Here is an 18,026-nt window from a genome sequence, read left to right as displayed (position 1 = left end):
TGGAGCGGACGACGGGGCTCGAACCCGCGACCTTCGCCTTGGCAAGGCGACGCTCTACCAATTGAGCTACGTCCGCATATGGTGCGGTCGAGAGGACTTGAACCTCCACGGTGTTGCCACCACTAGAACCTGAATCTAGCGCGTCTGCCAATTCCGCCACGACCGCATATGAATGAAAGAAACTGGTGAGCCATGAAGGACTCGAACCTTCGACCCTCTGATTAAAAGTCAGATGCTCTACCAACTGAGCTAATGGCTCAAACTAAAATGGTGGGGAGAGACGGATTCGAACCGCCGAACCCATAGGGAGCAGATTTACAGTCTGCCGCGTTTAGCCTCTTCGCTATCTCCCCAAAAAAGTGGTGCCGGCGATAGGACTTGAACCCACAACCCCCTGATTACAAGTCAGGTGCTCTACCAATTGAGCTACACCGGCATGGTGTTGTATTTCATAATGGTGGCTCGGGACGGAATCGAACCGCCGACACGAGGATTTTCAGTCCTCTGCTCTACCGACTGAGCTACCGAGCCGAATAATGTTAATCCGCAAACGCTATCCTCAAGGGATAAATGGCGGAGCTGACGGGACTCGAACCCGCGACCTCCGGTGTGACAGACCGGCGTGAACTCCAACTTCACCACAGCTCCATATTTGGTTGCGGGAGCAGGATTTGAACCTGCGACCTTCGGGTTATGAGCCCGACGAGCTGCCAGACTGCTCCATCCCGCGACGATTTTTATATATTTTATATAAATGGTGGAGGCTGACGGGATCGAACCGCCGACCCTCTGCTTGTAAGGCAGATGCTCTCCCAGCTGAGCTAAGCCTCCAAATTATGGTGACCCGTAGGGGATTCGAACCCCTGAATGACAGCGTGAAAGGCTGCTGTGTTAAACCGCTTCACCAACGGGCCATGATGGCGGATGGAGTGGGATTTGAACCCACGAGACGAGTCATCCCCGTCTACACGATTTCCAATCGTGCTCCTTCGGCCACTCGGACATCCATCCATATAGAATCAAAATAGATTGTAAATCCGAGATAAGGTTTGCATTCGCTTTGAACTTTTAACCCCTCACGGAATTCCTATGTTAGCACACTCTTTATCAGAAATCAATAGATTTTTTAAAAGAAGTTTAAAGTTTGTAGCTCATGTGAACGTCAACTCTATTATTATACAAATTGAAAACCTACAAAGCAAGATAAAAAAGCTGGTAATCCAAGAAAACTTGACTGCCCTTTGATTTGCTTAATTTTTAACCCTATTGAATATCGGAATCGTACATCTCTATCATCTCCTGAAGCCTCTCTCTTATTAGCTGTACCATTATTACCGGTTCTTTCACTACAGCATTCCTGCCTAATCCGAGAAAGAAATCGGCAAAAAAGGAGATTTCACTCGTAGGAATCATCCCGTCAATCGTGCCGGAGCCGTCTTCAGCTATGTGCAGGTTTGGCACTTTCCACAGCTCCGCCTCACACCTCTGAACACCTTCTTTGCTCAAAACCACATACATCCGTGTCCATTCGATCTTTTTCCGGGTAAATTCCTCCCAATTCCCCAGATGCACATGCTTTAAATCTAATGGTGCCACATCTGACGAACTGTATTCCGCTGAGCGGATGCGATCTCCTCGGAACAAGCGAAAATCCTCCCGCAAAAAGCAGTACGCCGGACAATACCAGTAGCCGTTTCGTGCATATATTCCCACTGGCTGAATATGACGAATAGATCCGCCTTCCCGAGATTCGTAGTCGATGCTAATCACTTTTTGCCAAATGGCTCCGTCCAACAGAATAGACAGATGCCGGACCGGCTTTTGCCGGGTAGGAGCCACTATGTCGACGCGGTTTTTCATCTGGTCGATTCGATCTCGTACATCCCCGGGCATGTACAAATAAAATTTGTTCAAGGCGGAAGCCGCTTGTGTTTCAAAAGGAAGAGAGGAATAATGACGCAGCGCATGACTGGCAAAAAACATGGCGACTGCTTCATCCTCCTTAAATGCAATCGGTGGAAGCACCCGCTCGCTTAGCACCTGATAGCCGCCATGCGGTCCTACCTCAGAGTACAGCGGGACACCCAGTTCGCTAAGCTCCTGAAGGTCTCGCAAGATCGTCCGCGTAGATACCTCAAACTGATCGGCCAGCTCCTTGACAGTAAACTTGCGTTTGCGGTTAACCGTCATCATCAGTTCCATGAGCCGTTTGGATTTGGGCATGCTGTCCTCCTGAACAAAATAAAATGATAATGGTGACAAAATCTGTCACTATTATACGTTACACTTCCTCCTATAGCGGACTTTTTCAGACATAGACATTGATGTAAAAATACGATTACCGATGGGAGGAAGAAAAATGAACGCAGTGAACGAGATCAAGGGACTGTTATTCGAGGAATTGGAGCTGATCGTCAGAACGACTTCAAATCTCATCCGCCGCATCGAACAAGATCAATGGGAGTACAAGCCAACTGATCAGATGAGGACATTAAGGGAGCTGGTTGAACATCTGGTAGCGATCCCCTCTGTCGATCTGCTCATTCTCAAAGAAAATCCCCAAGAAGTTATTCGCCAGCTGGAATCGGAAATATCCGCGCTTTCTGCTCCTGAAGAGCTGATTGAACAAATGACGAGCGGCTTGGATGATCTGAAGGATTACATGCAAGGGCTGTCAGACGAGGATTTTTTGCAGAAAAAGACGACGCCGTTTTACCTGGAGCACGGCTCTGTTCAAGCAAAATGGCTGATTGAAATTGCAACTCACGCACAACACCATCGAAGTCAGCTATTCACTTATCTGAAGCTGCTTGGACATGACGTCAATATGTTTGACTTGTACTAACCGGATCGACGGGCTAATAATCGCCCTTCGTGTGCTCCGCTGATTGAAATAAACAGCCCATGACGACTCATAGTGACTGGATATTGGGATTGGTCGAGGTTGAACAAAAGGCTTGATATATGGACATAGAAAAAGACCGGGGCATAATGAATATGCACTCCGGTCTTTTCGTGTTTGTTTCTGAGTATGTTACTTTTTGGTTGCTGCTTCAATATCCTTGTATGCCCAATGAGTTGGAGGTACATCTGGCCAGCTTTGTCCACTTACGGCGCTTAATTGTGTACCGTTCACCAAGCGATTGATGATAGTAACCGTTTCTGCTCGCGTCAAGGTCTTTTCAGGATGGAATGTACCATCTGGGTACCCCGTCATCAAACCTGCTTTGCTTACCGCAGCGATGATCTGTGTAGCCCAGTGATCTGCCGAAACATCCATGGCTGGGTCGAATTTTCCGATTGGAAAGCCTTTCAGTAGCCTGTGCGGTCGCCAGTTACTTCACCCTTGGTCGGGCTGGTTGGCTCGCTAGGCTTTACTTCCGTTTGACCGGAGTTGCTACCCGTGAAGAAGCCGAAGTGACCTTCATCCGTTTTATCACGGCCATTATCGCGGTCTTTATCACGGTCTCCGCCGCGTTTTGTAACAATTCCCAAATATTTACTGACTCTTTTCAGATCAAGCCGTTTTACTAATAAAAAAGCATAAAACAGCCATTGCGACCATTTTATGCTTTCCTTCTATAACAATCGATCCATCGACCGATTCAAAGTCATTATTAAGGCGGAGAGAGTGGGATTCGAACCCACGCACGCCTCACGACGCCTAACGCATTTCGAGTGCGTCCCCTTATGACCACTTGGGTATCTCTCCACTATGTCAGGAAACAAAAATAAATATAGCAGAAATTTTTTTGTTGTGCAAGAGTAAATCATTGGCACCCCTTGATTTGCTGAGGTCATTGGGCCAATATAAGAAAAGCACAGTTGATCACGAACAGAAACGGGGAATTCGCATGAAGCGAGAACGTTTAGATAAGGTACTGGCCAACATGGGCATTGGTACCCGCAAGGAAGTCAAGCAATTGGTCAAACAAAAGCTCGTTGTCGTCGACGGCACCGTTGCGACCGATCCCGGCATGCATGTCGTACCGGAGGAACAGGAGATCATCGTAGACGGCGAACCCATCAACTACAAGCGTTGGCTCTACATCATGCTGAACAAGCCGCCAGGCGTCGTCTCCGCAACGGAAGACAATCTGCATGAGACGGTTGTCGATCTGCTTCCTTATGAATGGGCGATCAAGGTTTTCCCGGTAGGCCGTCTGGACATCGATACGGAAGGCTTGCTGCTGCTTACCAACGACGGGCAGCTCTCTCATAATCTGCTCTCGCCGAAAAAGAAGGTGGACAAGGAGTACTTTGCCCGCATCCAAGGACGTGTGACCGAGACCCATGTCCAGGAATTCGCCCGCGGTGTAGATCTGGAGGATTTTACGACCCTTCCCGCCAAGCTGGAGGTGCTCTCCTCCGGGGAAATTTCCGAAATCCGCGTCACGATCATGGAGGGAAAATTCCATCAGGTGAAACGGATGTTTGCCGCCTTTGACCTGGAGGTTATTTACCTGCAGCGCATTCGCATGGGCCCCATCCGGCTGGATGAATCACTCAAGCCAGGCGAGTACCGCGAATTAACCGATGAGGAAATGGAATTCCTGAAAGCCTATACACAAAAAGAGGGGCCCGCTCAATCCTGAGGGAGCCCCCTTTTTTTGCGCAATCCACGGAAAAAGCTCTTGAGCATTTGGCCGCACTCCTCAGCCAGTACTCCTTCAATCACAGGCACCTGATGGTTGAACCTTTGCTCGTCGAGGAGGTTCATCAACGTCCCCGCGCAGCCCGCTTTGGGGTCCCTTGCTCCGTATACGACCTGCTCGATCCGGCTTTGGACAATCGCTCCCGCACACATCGGGCACGGCTCCAGCGTGACGTACAGCGTACATCCGATAAGCCGCCATCCTCCCAAGCGGGCACTCGCCTCCCGGATCGCGATCATCTCAGCGTGAAGTGTCGGGTCCTTTTTGGTCTCGCGCAAATTAAAGCCCCGTCCGACAATTTCTCCATCCCGGACGATGACCGCCCCGATTGGCACCTCTCCCAGTGCTGCCGCTTTCTCCGCTTCTTGCATTGCGGCTCTCATGTATTTTTCATGATCGCCTTCGTGTATGCTTTGCTCTTTATTCACTTTTCTTCAAATACTCCTTCAAATACGGTTTGCGACAGTTCCCGGCGGCCAGACGGCTTTTCCCGCTCCTGCAGCTGCTCAGGCAGCGCTTCTTTTTCCCCCTGATACCCGATGGCGATCACGGCATGAAGCTCGTAGTCATCCGGAACTCCCAGTACCTCTTTCGCTTTTTCCGGGTCAAAGCCGCCCATGGCATGGGTGATCAGGCCTAGTTTGGTTGCTTGCAGCGCCAGATAGCCCCAGGCTGCTCCCGCATCGAAAGCATGGGCGCGATTGAAAGTACCCCGTCCGCTTACAGTCTTGGACAGAATCAAAGCCAATACAGGAGCCTTTTCGCACCAGATGCGGTTCCCTTCGGCGATGAACGGATAAAACCGCTGTTTGTCTTCCGCTGTCCGGGCAACGATAAATCGCCACGGCTGCTCATTGCTCGCGGACGGTGCCCAGCGCGCTGCTTCAAACAGGCTGAACAAAACGTCATCCGGCACCTGATCTTCCTTGAAAGACCGCGGAGACCATCTGTTAAGGAAAACAGGGTCAATTTCATACGCCGCACTTCGGTTTTCGGCGACCTCAGGGAAATGAGATTTCGTCATTTTCTGTCCCTCCATACTTTATTTTTGATGATCCATGACAGTTTGGTCTTCCTCACTCACATACTCTCCGCATGATTACATACATTAACAGTGTAAGCGAACGAATGTAATCATACCTCTACCGAGGGGGGATGTGAGTGGGATTAACCTATGAAAGCCCCGTTCTGTTTGACCGATTTCACAGTCCATCGCGGGGGCTTCTGGACAAGGCTGACGTGTTTTCCAACATCGAGCAAACCGTATCCACAAATAGCGGAACCTACGAATTGATTGTCGGAGCGGACTCCCAGTTGCGCAGCCGGGGGACGTTTTTTGCGATTGTCATTACGCTGATTCAACAAGGGCGCGGCGGCATGTTTTTTTACCACAAATTTCAGGAGCGACGGTATACGTCACTGCAGCAGCGCATTTTTCAGGAAGCGATGTACGCGGTAAACCTCGCCTCCGAGCTGCGCCAATACTTGCGTGAGCACGAAATCGACTTACCGATTCGCCTCCATTTTGACATTGGAAAAAACGGCCCTACCCGAAAGTTTATCCAACAACTGCTAAGCCTAGCGGAAACCAATCACTTCCGGGCCGAAATCAAGCCGTACTCGTTTTGCGCCTCAACGATTGCCGACAAGTTTACCAAGTAGGATGAGCTACTCAATCTCCATGCGGTTCGCTCTGATGCGTTCCGCTTTTTTTACGGAAAGAATGAGGCCCTCCCTGTTTGACATATTCGTTTATCCGCCCATTCATTCCTGCCGCGGCTCCTTTCCCGGAGCGCATTTGCAAATGAATTGACATTCGTTTTTTCGTGCATTATGATAATGATTAATTGAAGCGTTTTCAAAAGGCGTGTTACTGGTCATGCAGGCATGAGCCGAGAAGATCTTTTTTACACAAAAAGGTTTTTTCGGCTCTTTTTTGTCTTATAAGGTAGGTGGTGGATGTTGACCCGTGAACAGGAAAAACCTCATACAATCACGCGCGTTTTGAATCATAACGTCGTGCTTGCCGAAGAGCCTGTTTCCAGACAGGAAATTGTCTTGTTCGGCAAAGGGATCGGATTTGGCGCCAAACCCGGGAACACCATTCTTCCCCATGACGCACGTGTGGAAAAACGCTTCCGCTTGGAAAATGAAAGTCACCAGCAGCAATACCATACGGTGCTGAGTCAGGTAGACCCGGCTGTCGTCGGCATTGCCGAAGAAATCATCGCGCTGATCGCCAAGGAAATTACTCCGAAGCTGAACGAGCATATCCATGTCGCCTTGCCCGACCACATCCAGTTTGCCATCTACCGCCTGCGCAACGGCATGGAAATCGTCAACCCGTTTTTATTTGAAATCCAAACGCTATACAGCAAAGAGTTTGCGCTGGCCAAAAGGGCAGCCGACATGATCAAATCCTCCTTCTCGCTGGATATTCCCGAGAGCGAGATCGGCTTTTTGGCCTTGCACATTCACTCTGCGATCAGTTATATGCCGGTTAATAAAGCCGTCCAGTTTACCAATCTGATTACGGAGCTCGTCGGCATTATCGAAGAGCGTACGGGAAAAACGATTGAGCGAAGTACAGTGGATTACGTCCGCTTGATCACACATCTGCGTTATGCTTGTGAACGCATCCGCCAGCAAAAATCCATTCAAAACCCCCTGCTGGATCGGGTCAAAGCCACCATTCCCGATTCCTACGAGCTGGCGGAAGAGCTGGCCCGGCACATTGCTTCCCGGTTGGATTCCCCCGTGCCGGATGACGAAGTGGGGTACATGGCCATGCATGTATTCCGGCTGACCAATCAGCCGACCGAATAAGCCTTCGTCTTTAAGAAAAGCAAAATAGCATGAAAAACCAGCGTGTTACTAGTTCGACTAGGCATGAGCGGTGATATCGTACGGCATAGTAAGGATGCCGTATGTTTCCCGACTCATGCCTTTTTTCGTACTCTCAGACGCAAAAGGAGGAGCTTATGTTACGCGGTTTGTTCTCTCGTAAAAAACAGCAGCAGGAAGTGACGCTACTGGCCCCCTTGACTGGCGAGGTCGTTGCTTTGACCGAAGTGCCCGATCCCGTTTTTGCCCAGAAGGTGGTGGGTGACGGTGCAGCCATTATTCCGACTGAAGGCGTGTTGGTATCGCCTTTGGCAGGAAGTGTCACTCACTTGTTCCCGACTCATCATGCCATCGCGCTGACAAGCGAAAGCGGCTTGGAAATTTTGCTTCATATCGGCATCGATACCGTCAAGCTGAAAGGAGAGGGATTTACTCCCCATGTCAAAGCCGGAGATCAGGTAAAACCGGGCGACAAGCTGATCAGCTTTGACCTGGATGTCCTCCAGAAAGCGGGCTGCCTGATCGTTACTCCGGTCGTGATTACCAACGGCGATCTGGTCGCCGAGAAAAAAGTCGTGTCAACCGGTAGCGTGCGGGCAGGCCAGGAGCCTCTCATGCAGGTGATCGTCAAAGGAGGAGCATCATGATTCGTTTTGACGTACATGTCACAGCCGCGGGTGGCCTGCACGCTCGTCCTGCAGCCCTCTTGGTCAACAAAGCAGGACAGTTTCAATCCAAAGTCACGGTGATCAAAGATCAAAAGAAGGCGGACGGGAAAAGCATTCTCGGCATCATGACGTTGGGTGCTTCCCTGGGAGACCGGCTGACATTTGAAATTGAAGGTGCGGACGAAAAGCAAGCCGCTGCCGCGCTCAAGGAACTGTTCGATAAGCAATTCGAAAGCTAATTGATGAGCCAGGACGGTGAACCATTATGTTTAAAGGAATCCCGGTCTCGGCCGGCATCTCGATAGCTCCGATCGCCAAACTGACGGCCCAGTCTACGGTCGCGACAAACGATGAAAAAATTGATTCAAACCGTAAAACGGAAGAATTGCAATGCCTAGAGCAAAGTATCGAGCTGGCCAAAGAACAGCTTTCCCAGCTGAAGGAAAAAGCGTTGGATCAGCTGGGGCCTGAGAAGGCGGAGATCCTGTCAGCCCATATCGCCTTCTTGGATGATCCGTCATTTACAGGCGAAATGAAAGCTCGCATCGAGAACCAACTCTGTTCGGCCCAGGCCGCAGTCCAGCAGGTCGCCGGGGAGTTTGTCGCTTTGTTTGAGGGCATGGACAACGACTATATGAAAGAACGGGCGGATGACATTCGCGACGTCAGCCGCCGCCTGCTGAAAAACTTGTCGGGCGGTGACAGCCATTCCATCGGTTATCCTGAAGAACCGTTCATCCTGGTTGCCGAGGATGTCACCCCTTCGGAAACGCTTCAGCTCCCGCTCAGCCTTGTCAAAGGCATCGCCACTGCAAAAGGCGGCCCCACTTCTCACGCCGCGATCCTGGCCCGCTCGCTTGGCATTCCTGCCGTAATGGGCGGCGGAGAGGCATTTTTGACTGCTGCGGAAACAGGCAAGCTGATGATTCTCGACGGCGCTACAGGGGAGTTGTTTCTCGATCCCGATGAGGGACAGCTCGCCTCTTTCCGGGAAAGGGCGGAACAGGAAGCGGCCGACCGGGAAACGCTGGAGGCATTGAAGGATTTGCCGGCTGTCACACTGGACGGTCATCGCGTGCATGTCGTGGCCAACATGGCGGTTCCCGAGGAAACAGAGGCACTGGTCGCGTCCGGTCTCGATGGTGTCGGACTGTTCCGCTCCGAGTTCCTGTTTATGGACCGGTCCAATCTGCCGGATGAAGAAGAGCAATTTACCGCTTATCAGCGCGTGGTCTCCGCGTTTCAAGGAAAGCCTGTCATTATTCGGACGCTGGATGTAGGGGGAGACAAACATCTGCCTGCACTGGCTCTGCCCCGGGAGGACAATCCTTTTCTCGGTTTCCGGGCTATCCGCATCTCGCTTGCTCGGCCGGAGCTGTTCCGCACCCAGCTAAGAGCCTTGCTTCGGGCGAGCGCGTACGGCCGCCTCCTGATCATGTTCCCGATGATTTCTCATCTGGAACAGCTTCGCGAAGCCAAGCGGCTCCTGGAGGAGGTCAAAGCAGAACTGCGGACGAGTGGAACCCCGTTTGACGAGGAGATCGCCATCGGGATGATGATGGAAATTCCCGGCGCTTGCCTTCAGGCGGACGCCTTTGCCAAAGAGGTGCAGTTTTTCAGTATCGGAACCAATGATCTTGTCCAATACACACTGGCTGTAGACCGCATGAATGAGAACATCGCCCACCTGTACAGCTACTACCATCCGGCGGTTCTGAGACTGATCTCACACGTCATCAACGCCTCCCACCGGGCAGGGATCTGGACCGGGCTTTGCGGGGAAATGGCCAGTGATCCGCTGGCAACCGAGCTGTTGTTGGGAATGGGGCTGAATGAGTTTAGTGGAGCAGCAGCCGTCATGCCGAAGGTAAAGGCGCGCATCCGCAGCACCACGATGGATCAGGCTAAACAGGTAGCACGGCACGTACTCTCGCTTTCCAGCACAGAGGAGGTCTACTCCTATCTACGCGACAAAACAGAATAACCTGTTTTGTCCCTGTCTCTTGTAAGCGCTTGCAGTCATATGCATTTTCCTGTAGCTGTCTTTTTAGTCTCGTCAGGCAGTCCGATTCTCCGGTACGCCCTGCTTTTGTCCATCCATTATCACTTTCTCACCGGAGAACGGCTTTCTGATATACAACATTCAACAAGGAGGTATTATTATGCTAGCTTTTCTGCAACGGATTGGGAAAGCGCTCATGCTCCCAGTCGCGGCATTGCCGGCGGCCGCACTTCTGGTTTCCTTCGGGCTTCTCGACTACGAGAAGAACATTCCGCTCGGTGCGACGGTGGGAGGCTTCCTCAATCAATACGTAGCTCCGTTTCTCCATGCGGGAGGTTTGGCCATCCTCGACAACCTGGCCCTGATATTCGCTGTGGGTGTCGCCATCGGTCTGGCAGGCGATGCGGTCGCGGCATTGGCGGCGGTCATGGCCTATCAGGTGCTGGTCGGCATTTTGGCTAAAGTGCCGGCTGCGATGCCTTTCATCGACGATAACGTCGTGCTGAAAATGGGCGTTCTCGGCGGTATTTTGGCCGGTGCGATTGCGGCATTCTTCTACAACAGGTATCACGACATCAAGATGCCGGATTGGCTCGGGTTTTTCAGCGGCAAACGCTTTGTGCCAATCATCACCTCGCTCAGCATGGTCGTGATCGGCCTCGTTCTCGGGATGATCTGGGCTCCGATCCAGAACGTTCTCGATATGTTTGGAAACTGGGTGGTCAGTCTGGGTGCGATCGGGTCCGGAATCTTCATGTTCTTCAACCGCCTGCTTATCCCGTTTGGCCTGCATCACGTACTCAACGCGATTGCCTGGTTCCAGATCGGCTCGTTTACCGATGCGGCCGGCAACGTGGCTCACGGGGACTTGCACCGCTATTTTGCCGGTGACAAAACAGCCGGGATGTTTATGGCCGGTTTCTTTCCGATCATGATGTTTGCTCTTCCCGGCGCAGCATTTGCCATTATTCATACGGCTAAAAAAGAGAAGCGCAAAATGATCGCCTCGGTTTTCATGAGTGCGGCGCTCGCTTCTTTTCTCACAGGAATCACGGAACCGCTTGAATTTGCTTTCATGTTCGCGGCACCATTGCTGTACCTGGTGCATGCTGTTTTGACCGGACTCTCCGGTTTCATCGTGACGTCTCTGGGCATCAAGCACGGATTCGGCTTCTCGGCCGGTCTCATTGACTATCTGGTCAATTTCCACTTCTCTACAAACGCGTGGCTGATCATCCCGATCGGTCTTGCCTTTGCGGTCGTCTACTACTTCCTGTTCCGCTTCATCATCGTCAAATTCAACCTGAAAACGCCGGGACGGGAAGATGATGAGGAAGAGACTGAGAAAAAGGCGGGGAATACGTCCATGCATGAGAAAGCCCAGGCCGTTCTCTCTCTGATCGGCGGCAAGGAAAACGTAGTCAGCGTCGACGCGTGCATAACACGTCTGCGTCTGGTGCTGAAGGATGACAAGATCGTCAATGAAAAGGGATTGAAGGATCTGGGGGCTGCCGGTGTCATGAAGCTGGGACAGGGCAGCGTGCAAGTGGTTTTTGGCACTCAGTCCGAGGTGCTGAAGGACGAAATCAAGAAACTGTAAAACAGATGAAGGGCTGGAAGAATGCCAATGAAACGTTTGTTGGATTGCACGGCGTCCGACTTTGCGCGGATGTCGGGACAGGATTTGAAGCAGTCGATCAAAGCCTCTGAAGGCCGTGTCCTGGTAGCCGAGGTCATTTCCGCCTTCACTCCGCTGTATCCGAGCGTGAGCAATGCTGAGCTGGCAGCTTCTTTTGGGGCCGACATGATCCTGCTCAATTTCTTTGACGTCTTTTCTCCTCATGTCGAGGGATTGACAAGCGCAAAGCCTGAAGAAATAGTCCAGGACCTCAAGCGGCTGATCGGAAGGCCTGTGGGGCTGAATCTGGAGCCGGTCGACCCAGACGCCAGACAAGCGGAGCAGCTCCACTCCCTGCCTCCTGGCAGACTTGCTTCTGCCAAAACGTTTGCCGCTGCCAAAGATCTCGGTTTTGACTTCATCTGCTTGACCGGAAACCCCAAGACAGGGGTTACCAACCGGGAAATCCGGGAGGCAATTCAAACAGCCCGGACAGTGATGGGAGCAGAGATGCTGATTATCGCGGGAAAAATGCATGGAGCCGGCGTGGAAGGGGAAGCTGGCGGTGATTTGGTCGCAAAGCAGACGATCATCGATTTTATCGAAGCAGGAGCGGACATTATCCTGCTGCCTTCCCCCGGCACAATTCCCGGCATCACTCTCGACTCGGCAAAGGCCATGGTCGATACAGTTCATGCCCACGGAGCTTTGGCTCTGCTCGCGACAGGAACCAGCCAGGAAGGCTCCGATGAGGCCACGATCCGGCAGATCGCGCTTGCCAGCAAGATGGCAGGTGCCGACCTATACCATATCGGGGATGCCGGGTACAACGGAATCGCCATCCCGGAAAATATCATGCACTACTCGATTACCGTGCGCGGCAAGCGCCACACTTACGTCCGTATGGCTTCTTCTGTATTGCGGTAACTCGGCTTTCGGCTAAACGATATGGGCCCAGCGTATGAAAGCTTGCTAAAAACAGATGCAAGACGACAGGCAGCGATTGATCACGCCGAAGCATGCCGAAGCGGTTCTTTCACGGGGAGAACCGCTTTTTTCTGTAAACTGACATCCATTCTATGTTCGGATACACTCTCTTTTCCGCTCGATGTTTGGACAATCTGCAGGTCCTCCTGTTATCTGCTTTTCAAACCGCTCCAGACGGCTTAGAAATTCTCCGCAGGCAGATTCACTCCTCGGTGCCATCATGGCCAGCTCATACGCAATTGTTCGTTTCCATATATCCAGCTGCTTCCGATTCGCTTCGTGAACGTCCACCTCTCCCACCCCTCGCTACATCGTTAACGAAATCTCTTTCCTGCAATCGCCACTCCATTTTGCTATAACAGCAAAGTCAGACAGATAAATAAATCTCGCAGCTGGCATTTCAACATACGTGTCAGCACGGGAAGGTGATTGGCTTTAAAATCGTACTCCCCCTTTTCGTACTTGAGGTACGTAGACGCATTCTTGAACCCTAAAGCGGCAGCCATTTCCTTTAGGGTAATGCCGATTTCCATCCTTCTTCGTGCAATGAAATTCAGGTTTATCCTCTCCAACGGTAAACCCCCTTTTTTTGCCAAATAAGCAAAATGTTATTATCCATATCTTACCTTTTCATTTTCAGCAAAGTCAAGCATATCCTTGTCATTTCAACAAACCGCTATTTTCCATTATGGAAAATTGGTAGAATAGTATTGCTATGATGGAAAGGTTGTGACACTATGTCAATCGTCGGTCAACGGATCAGATACCTTCGGGAAAAACATAAATGGTCCCAAATCCAATTGGCCGAAAAATTGGGCATTCACAATACCGTTCTTTCCCGCATCGAATCGGGCGAGAAAAAAAGCGTGGATAATCACCTGATATCCAAGGCTGCTGACGTATTTTCGGTTACGACTGATTTTCTGCTCGGAAAAACGGAAAACCCTACTCGCAATGGGACATCGCAAACAACCGGGTCAGATGAGCACATCTCCTTTTTTGACCTGGAGGGGCTATCCGAAACGGAAATTGATGAAGTGAAGAAGCATATCGAGTACCTCAGGTGGAAGGCGCTGCACGGTAACAAAGGAACAAACAAGTAGCAGGTCATCCACAATTGTCCTGCTCTGCTCGAATATAAAGCTGGAAAAAGCCGCAAGCATTTTTCGTTGTGATGGCCGCCTTATTTCTGTGCCAGGCAACATTGCACCCTGCGGCATTTTTTACACCATAAAAAGGAACATACGTTCTCTGTTGTTTCGGAAGGGGGAATCACCACATGCTCTCTCATTACCGGCAAACGGATTTGGAACGCTGGTTGACCCAAATATATGCGGATGTTGGCATCAGTCATTGTGGCGACCTGCAAGAAAGGCCGCTGGCCGAGATGCTTGGCATCGAATTGTACTACCGTCCCTGCCCCTCGATGCGTTATGAATCCGGCAATTACCGCAGCATTACGGTCAATTCAACCCTGCCAAGGCCTGTTCAGCGCGAACATTTTTTTCATGAGCTGGGCCATATTTTACGGGGGCATACCGGGAAGCAGCACCAGATGAATCCCGCTTTTCGTCAGTTGCAGGAGGCGCAAGCCGAGCAATTTGTTCTCTATGCGGCCATGCCTTTCTTTCTCCTGGCGCCCCTGCTTCTCGCCTACCGTGAATGGGTACCGTCCTCGGTCTTGTCGATGGAATTTGGCGTGACAAGGGAACTGGCTGACAAGCGTATTGCCCAGATTAAACGGCGAATTATTTCTGAGGGAATACGAAGGGGAGGAAAAACGAGGAAAAGGAAAAGTGCTCAATGAGAAACCGCGATGTATGCAAACAAATAAAAAGTGCCGGAGAAAATAATCCGACACTTTTTTTATGTTAATTCGATCCAGGCCTGCGACCATTTCTCGATCCCCAGTATGACCGGTTCCAAAGCAAGCCCTTTTTCCGTTAGCGAATATTCCACCCGTACCGGGGCAGAATCTGTATACACGTGACGATGTACCAAGCCTTCTTTCTCCAAATCCTTCAGCCGCTCAGACAAAAGCCTTCCGCTGATCGGAAGCGCCTCTTCGATGGCACAGAATCGCTGCGGTCCGGAAAGCAACTGATACAAGATCAAACCAGTCCACCGCTTGCCCAAGAGCTGCATTCCTTTTTCAAACTTCGGACAGAGAGAGGACTGCTTCATAGTAATCACCTCGATTCAATTCCAGTATAACGCTCTTTTGAAAATCCTTCAAAGTGTTGACGTGTTATAATTATTAATTTATACTTACTAACGAAATGTAACCTAATTACTATATTCAATAACCGTAGGAGGTCACTTTATGGAAAGACAATTTGATCAACGTACCGAGTGGGGGCTTTTGCTCTTGCGCGTGGTTGCAGGTATAGCGTTTGTCATGCACGGAATGTCAAAATTCCAAATGGGACTCGATCAGGTTGCCGGTTGGTTTGGCAGCATGGGTATTCCCGGCTTTTTCGCTTATGTCGTCGCGTTTCTTGAGCTCTTGGGCGGAATTGGCTTGATTTTGGGCATTGGCACCCGAATTTTGGCAGCTCTGTTGGCAGTCGTGATGGCCGTCGCTACGATCAAGGTGAAAATTGCAATGGGCTTCCTCGGTGGGGAAAGTGGTCCTGGATATGAGTTGGATCTGCTTCTATTCTTTATCCTGCTGCTTTTCGTTCTCTCCGGACCGTCCTTCTATTCCCTCGACCGCCTTTTGTTTCAACGCCGTTCAAGCAAATAAAGACCGCAGCATATTGCAAAAACCGAATGGTGCCGGGACAATCCGGTGCATTCGGTTTTTTTGCGCTCAGTCACCAACTTTTGACCGGAACTTCTCTGCAGGCGGCATGTTCTTGGGCCCGGGTACACATGATAGTAACGATGAGGAGGTGAGTCTTTGATGTCAAACCAAAACAAGCGCAGCAACATTATCTACCACCCTGAAACCGAGGTGCCCGCAGGTTCGATTGACAAGCGGAAAGTGGTCAGATCCCAACCAGACGAGCAGTATCCGATTCCCCGCGCACATCCGGTTCCTTGGCAAGAGGATTGAGGAGCTTTACATACCGTTTTAAGGATGCGATCAAATCCCTACCCGATGTTCAGGCAATCCCATCAACAATAGGAGGACTTTTCGCTGTGAAACGCATAACCTTTCTCACCGTTTTTGTCCTGATTTTGTCCCTGTTCACTGTCCATGCCGCAGCCAACCAGGATGTCCCCTACCACTTTGGATTCAAGAAGAGCAAGGGTGGACAGCTTCCCTCGATTGACCAGGAGGGCTTTAAAGGCATCGTCGATAAGCACGAAGCCATTTTTCTCGGGGATACCTCCAAAAAAGAGCTGTTTCTTACGTTTGACAATGGCTATGAAAACGGGTTCACCCCTCGTATTCTGGATATCTTGAAAGAAAAAAAGGTACCCGCCACTTTTTTTGTTACCGGGCATTATGTAAAGGATCAGCCGGAGCTGTTAAAACGGATGACCGCTGAGGGGCATATCATCGGGAACCACTCCTGGAGCCATCCGGATATGACACAGATATCCAATGAGCGGATCAAGGAAGAATTGGATAAGGTAAAACAAGCTGTAGCCGAAGTTACCGGGCAAAAAGAGATGGCCTTCTTGCGTCCGCCGCGAGGAATTTTCAGTGATCGTACACTGGCGGTCAGCAAGAAACTGGGGTATACGAATGTTTTTTGGTCGATAGCCTACAAGGACTGGGATACGAAAGCGCAAAAGGGCTGGAAGTACGCCTATGACAGTGTCCTCGCCCAGCTTCATCCCGGAGCGGTTATTTTGTTGCACTCGGTTTCAAGAGATAACGCCGAGGCGCTTGGCAAGATTATTGACGCCGCACGAGCGCAAGGGTACGAATTCAAAAGTCTGGACCTCCTGCGCCCGACTCTCCCGCATCCTGCTCCGTGATCTCCCATCTTTCCCGGTTTTACCGGATTCATCACAGCCAAAACAGGAACCTGCCGCTACGCTTTGCACGGCAGGTTTTTTGTGTGGATCGCCACATGCAGTGGGGGACCCGCTTTTTCCCAACCGCATACGATGCAATAGAAGCACAATCCCGGTTCTTTAAAAAGGGAGGTGATTTTCATCCCGGCATACCGCATACGCATCTCGATCAATAAACTCCGCCTCTATCTCTTTGACGGCAATCGCCTCATCCGTTCTTATCCCGTCGGTCTGGGTAAAATTGCGACCTCTACCCCGCGCGGCAACTTCACGATCATCAACAAGGTTCCCTACCCCAATTCTTACCGCGGAGGTCCATTGTCCGTTTTCGGCACCTATTGGATGGGGCTGAGCAAGCCTCATTACGGCATTCACGGCACCAATAATCCATCATCGATCGGCCATTACGTCTCACGCGGCTGTATACGCATGCATAACCGAGATGTAGAGAGCTTGGCCAAGCTGGTTCCCATTGGTACGCCAGTGCAGATTCGTCAGGAATAGGCTGAGGTAGATCAACAAAGGCAAACTCATTCAATATCGAATCGATGGCTGGGGACCATACTCGAAGCCGAGAATAATTGTGGGAAAAAAAGTGATTTATCCAATAAATTTGCTTGGAAGACAAGGGAAATGGTATTATATGTAAAATATTATTTGAAAGGAGTTTATGATTTGCGGAATTTGTTCCTATTTTTCATACTTACCTGCTTATTCTTGACGGCTGGATGTGTTAAAAACGACAACTTATTACCCGATGACTCAATAAAAGAGCAAACGTTAAAAATTGGAGTCATTGGACAGTCTCCCGCCGTTACTGAAACAAATATTGTTTTCACAGAAACAACATTTGAAAAGCTGAGTAACGCCACTGATACGGATTTCGTTGCTCTATTTATCATGCCGGAGAAACTTGAAGAAGCATCACATGGGCAATATGCCAAACTCTACAAAAGTGTAAAATACCCCGTATTCTTTATCGGATCTACAAAGTCATATTACCCATTCACAGAGGAAACTTTAACTTATTCCAACGCTCCCTCAACACATTCAGGTATGTATGCAACTGGGATGATTTATGAGGATGGACAGATTAAAATATTTGAGTATGGTTTAAAAAATGGAGAGAAGACAGAGGAGAATCTTAAAGGTTTGTACACAAATATTTTTAAGACCATTATAAATGAATTTGTCTTGAGAAAAACGAACTAGCTTATAAAAATGTTTAATAACTACGCAGAAAAAGGGGCTATTCCTCGTCATTCTTATGACTTTGGAAT

Annotated in this window: 24 protein-coding genes and 12 tRNA genes; 16 read left to right on the top strand and 20 right to left on the bottom strand. The window is 50.3% G+C overall.

The features are described 5' to 3' along the window. From NST37_RS00485 to NST37_RS00430, 12 genes are all read right to left on the bottom strand, one after another. Positions 1–76: transfer RNA gene (locus tag NST37_RS00485), tRNA-Gly, on the bottom strand. A 3-nt stretch (positions 77–79) separates the two neighbouring features. After that, a tRNA-Leu gene (locus NST37_RS00480) sits at positions 80–166 on the bottom strand. A 17-nt stretch (positions 167–183) separates the two neighbouring features. After that, a tRNA-Lys gene (locus NST37_RS00475) sits at positions 184–259 on the bottom strand. Between the two features lie 9 nt (positions 260–268). Next, a tRNA-Tyr gene (locus NST37_RS00470) sits at positions 269–353 on the bottom strand. A 7-nt stretch (positions 354–360) separates the two neighbouring features. Beyond that, a tRNA-Thr gene (locus NST37_RS00465) sits at positions 361–436 on the bottom strand. A 19-nt stretch (positions 437–455) separates the two neighbouring features. After that, positions 456–531: transfer RNA gene (locus NST37_RS00460), tRNA-Phe, on the bottom strand. Positions 532–571: 40 nt separating this feature from the next. Next, positions 572–648 (bottom strand) — tRNA-Asp (locus NST37_RS00455). 5 nt (positions 649–653) lie between these two features. Further along, positions 654–730: transfer RNA gene (locus tag NST37_RS00450), tRNA-Met, on the bottom strand. 25 nt (positions 731–755) lie between these two features. Next, positions 756–831: transfer RNA gene (locus NST37_RS00445), tRNA-Val, on the bottom strand. A 6-nt stretch (positions 832–837) separates the two neighbouring features. After that, a tRNA-Glu gene (locus tag NST37_RS00440) sits at positions 838–914 on the bottom strand. Between the two features lie 4 nt (positions 915–918). After that, a tRNA-Ser gene (locus NST37_RS00435) sits at positions 919–1,011 on the bottom strand. Between the two features lie 252 nt (positions 1,012–1,263). Continuing rightward, positions 1,264–2,223 carry a YafY family protein gene (locus NST37_RS00430; protein ID WP_024985344.1) on the bottom strand — a complete coding sequence of 320 codons (960 nt, stop codon included), beginning with the start codon at positions 2,221–2,223 and terminating at the stop codon, positions 1,264–1,266. A gap of 136 nt (positions 2,224–2,359) precedes the next feature. On the opposite strand from NST37_RS00430, the gene NST37_RS00425 reads away from it, so the two are divergent. Continuing rightward, positions 2,360–2,845 carry a DinB family protein gene (locus tag NST37_RS00425; RefSeq protein WP_003393390.1) on the top strand — a complete coding sequence of 162 codons (486 nt, stop codon included), beginning with the start codon at positions 2,360–2,362 and terminating at the stop codon, positions 2,843–2,845. Positions 2,846–3,034: 189 nt separating this feature from the next. On the opposite strand, the gene NST37_RS00420 is transcribed toward NST37_RS00425, so the two are convergent. From NST37_RS00420 to NST37_RS00410, 3 genes are all read right to left on the bottom strand, one after another. Further along, entirely contained in the window at positions 3,035–3,280 is a 246-nt protein-coding gene (locus NST37_RS00420; RefSeq protein WP_024985345.1) for an S-layer homology domain-containing protein, read from the bottom strand. A gap of 32 nt (positions 3,281–3,312) precedes the next feature. Beyond that, the gene (locus tag NST37_RS00415) at positions 3,313–3,495 is read right to left on the bottom strand and encodes a hypothetical protein (protein WP_141334249.1); all 183 of its coding nucleotides are present in this window, start codon (positions 3,493–3,495) and stop codon (positions 3,313–3,315) included. A gap of 128 nt (positions 3,496–3,623) precedes the next feature. Further along, positions 3,624–3,712 (bottom strand) — tRNA-Ser (locus NST37_RS00410). 142 nt (positions 3,713–3,854) lie between these two features. Here NST37_RS00410 and NST37_RS00405 point away from each other — a divergent pair. Beyond that, complete coding sequence (locus tag NST37_RS00405) at positions 3,855–4,595, top strand: pseudouridine synthase (protein WP_339186084.1); 741 nt, start codon at positions 3,855–3,857, stop codon at positions 4,593–4,595. Here NST37_RS00405 and tadA read toward each other — a convergent pair. After that, the gene (gene tadA, locus NST37_RS00400; RefSeq protein ID WP_003392733.1) at positions 4,586–5,083 is read right to left on the bottom strand and encodes a tRNA adenosine(34) deaminase TadA; all 498 of its coding nucleotides are present in this window, start codon (positions 5,081–5,083) and stop codon (positions 4,586–4,588) included. The two genes, NST37_RS00405 and tadA, sit on opposite strands and share 10 nt — an antisense overlap. Then, complete coding sequence (locus tag NST37_RS00395) at positions 5,080–5,679, bottom strand: nitroreductase family protein (protein WP_024985347.1); 600 nt, start codon at positions 5,677–5,679, stop codon at positions 5,080–5,082. The genes tadA and NST37_RS00395 overlap by 4 nt, the downstream gene beginning before the upstream one ends. A gap of 137 nt (positions 5,680–5,816) precedes the next feature. On the opposite strand from NST37_RS00395, the gene NST37_RS00390 reads away from it, so the two are divergent. The 7 genes from NST37_RS00390 to NST37_RS00360 all read left to right on the top strand — a co-directional run bounded on the left by NST37_RS00390 (position 5,817) and on the right by NST37_RS00360 (position 12,714). Then, the gene (locus tag NST37_RS00390) at positions 5,817–6,317 is read left to right on the top strand and encodes a ribonuclease H-like YkuK family protein (protein ID WP_024985348.1); all 501 of its coding nucleotides are present in this window, start codon (positions 5,817–5,819) and stop codon (positions 6,315–6,317) included. Between the two features lie 300 nt (positions 6,318–6,617). Continuing rightward, complete coding sequence (locus NST37_RS00385; RefSeq protein ID WP_319800745.1) at positions 6,618–7,481, top strand: transcription antiterminator; 864 nt, start codon at positions 6,618–6,620, stop codon at positions 7,479–7,481. Positions 7,482–7,636: 155 nt separating this feature from the next. Continuing rightward, entirely contained in the window at positions 7,637–8,146 is a 510-nt protein-coding gene (locus tag NST37_RS00380) for a PTS glucose transporter subunit IIA (protein WP_339186082.1), read from the top strand. Continuing rightward, the gene (locus NST37_RS00375; RefSeq protein WP_227278267.1) at positions 8,143–8,406 is read left to right on the top strand and encodes an HPr family phosphocarrier protein; all 264 of its coding nucleotides are present in this window, start codon (positions 8,143–8,145) and stop codon (positions 8,404–8,406) included. The genes NST37_RS00380 and NST37_RS00375 overlap by 4 nt, the downstream gene beginning before the upstream one ends. Before the next feature lie 26 nt (positions 8,407–8,432). Next, a complete protein-coding gene (gene ptsP, locus NST37_RS00370; protein WP_339186079.1) occupies positions 8,433–10,151 on the top strand; it encodes a phosphoenolpyruvate--protein phosphotransferase in 1,719 nt (572 codons plus the stop codon). A gap of 178 nt (positions 10,152–10,329) precedes the next feature. Continuing rightward, on the top strand, positions 10,330–11,769 hold the full coding sequence (gene nagE, locus NST37_RS00365; RefSeq protein ID WP_251247565.1) for an N-acetylglucosamine-specific PTS transporter subunit IIBC: 1,440 nt from the start codon (positions 10,330–10,332) through the stop codon (positions 11,767–11,769). A gap of 27 nt (positions 11,770–11,796) precedes the next feature. After that, positions 11,797–12,714: a hypothetical protein gene (locus tag NST37_RS00360; protein WP_003392717.1), complete on the top strand. Its 918-nt coding sequence runs from the start codon at positions 11,797–11,799 to the stop codon at positions 12,712–12,714. Between the two features lie 150 nt (positions 12,715–12,864). Here the strand turns inward: NST37_RS00360 and NST37_RS00355 are convergent, their stop codons facing one another. Both NST37_RS00355 and NST37_RS00350 read right to left on the bottom strand, forming a co-directional pair. Next, positions 12,865–13,065 (bottom strand): hypothetical protein, encoded by a 201-nt coding sequence (locus NST37_RS00355; RefSeq protein ID WP_003392715.1) that lies wholly within the window; start codon positions 13,063–13,065, stop codon positions 12,865–12,867. A 62-nt stretch (positions 13,066–13,127) separates the two neighbouring features. Continuing rightward, positions 13,128–13,346, bottom strand: coding sequence for a helix-turn-helix transcriptional regulator (locus tag NST37_RS00350; protein WP_003392713.1), 219 nt, complete (start codon positions 13,344–13,346; stop codon positions 13,128–13,130). 165 nt (positions 13,347–13,511) lie between these two features. Between NST37_RS00350 and NST37_RS00345 the strand changes: the two genes are divergently transcribed. Next, on the top strand, positions 13,512–13,877 hold the full coding sequence (locus NST37_RS00345; protein WP_003392711.1) for a helix-turn-helix transcriptional regulator: 366 nt from the start codon (positions 13,512–13,514) through the stop codon (positions 13,875–13,877). Between the two features lie 176 nt (positions 13,878–14,053). Beyond that, positions 14,054–14,581 carry an ImmA/IrrE family metallo-endopeptidase gene (locus tag NST37_RS00340; RefSeq protein WP_003392709.1) on the top strand — a complete coding sequence of 176 codons (528 nt, stop codon included), beginning with the start codon at positions 14,054–14,056 and terminating at the stop codon, positions 14,579–14,581. Between the two features lie 59 nt (positions 14,582–14,640). Here the strand turns inward: NST37_RS00340 and NST37_RS00335 are convergent, their stop codons facing one another. Next, positions 14,641–14,958 carry a helix-turn-helix domain-containing protein gene (locus NST37_RS00335; RefSeq protein ID WP_003392707.1) on the bottom strand — a complete coding sequence of 106 codons (318 nt, stop codon included), beginning with the start codon at positions 14,956–14,958 and terminating at the stop codon, positions 14,641–14,643. A gap of 139 nt (positions 14,959–15,097) precedes the next feature. On the opposite strand from NST37_RS00335, the gene NST37_RS00330 reads away from it, so the two are divergent. The 5 genes from NST37_RS00330 (at position 15,098) to NST37_RS00310 (ending at position 17,958) form a co-directional block, all read left to right on the top strand. Beyond that, positions 15,098–15,520 (top strand): DoxX family protein, encoded by a 423-nt coding sequence (locus NST37_RS00330; RefSeq protein ID WP_024985353.1) that lies wholly within the window; start codon positions 15,098–15,100, stop codon positions 15,518–15,520. Between the two features lie 159 nt (positions 15,521–15,679). Beyond that, on the top strand, positions 15,680–15,832 hold the full coding sequence (locus tag NST37_RS00325; RefSeq protein ID WP_155808055.1) for a hypothetical protein: 153 nt from the start codon (positions 15,680–15,682) through the stop codon (positions 15,830–15,832). Between the two features lie 95 nt (positions 15,833–15,927). Further along, a complete protein-coding gene (pdaA, locus tag NST37_RS00320) occupies positions 15,928–16,707 on the top strand; it encodes a delta-lactam-biosynthetic de-N-acetylase (protein WP_227278274.1) in 780 nt (259 codons plus the stop codon). Positions 16,708–16,878: 171 nt separating this feature from the next. Then, complete coding sequence (locus NST37_RS00315; RefSeq protein ID WP_003392701.1) at positions 16,879–17,250, top strand: L,D-transpeptidase; 372 nt, start codon at positions 16,879–16,881, stop codon at positions 17,248–17,250. A 129-nt stretch (positions 17,251–17,379) separates the two neighbouring features. Continuing rightward, positions 17,380–17,958: a hypothetical protein gene (locus tag NST37_RS00310; protein ID WP_339186076.1), complete on the top strand. Its 579-nt coding sequence runs from the start codon at positions 17,380–17,382 to the stop codon at positions 17,956–17,958. Positions 17,959–18,026: the final 68 nt, after the last annotated feature.

This window comes from Brevibacillus sp. FSL K6-6036, from assembly GCF_037964015.1.
GTDB lineage: Bacteria > Bacillota > Bacilli > Brevibacillales > Brevibacillaceae > Brevibacillus > Brevibacillus borstelensis.
The sequence above is the reverse complement of the archived record's forward strand: the minus strand, read 5'-3'. Positions and strand labels throughout refer to the sequence as shown.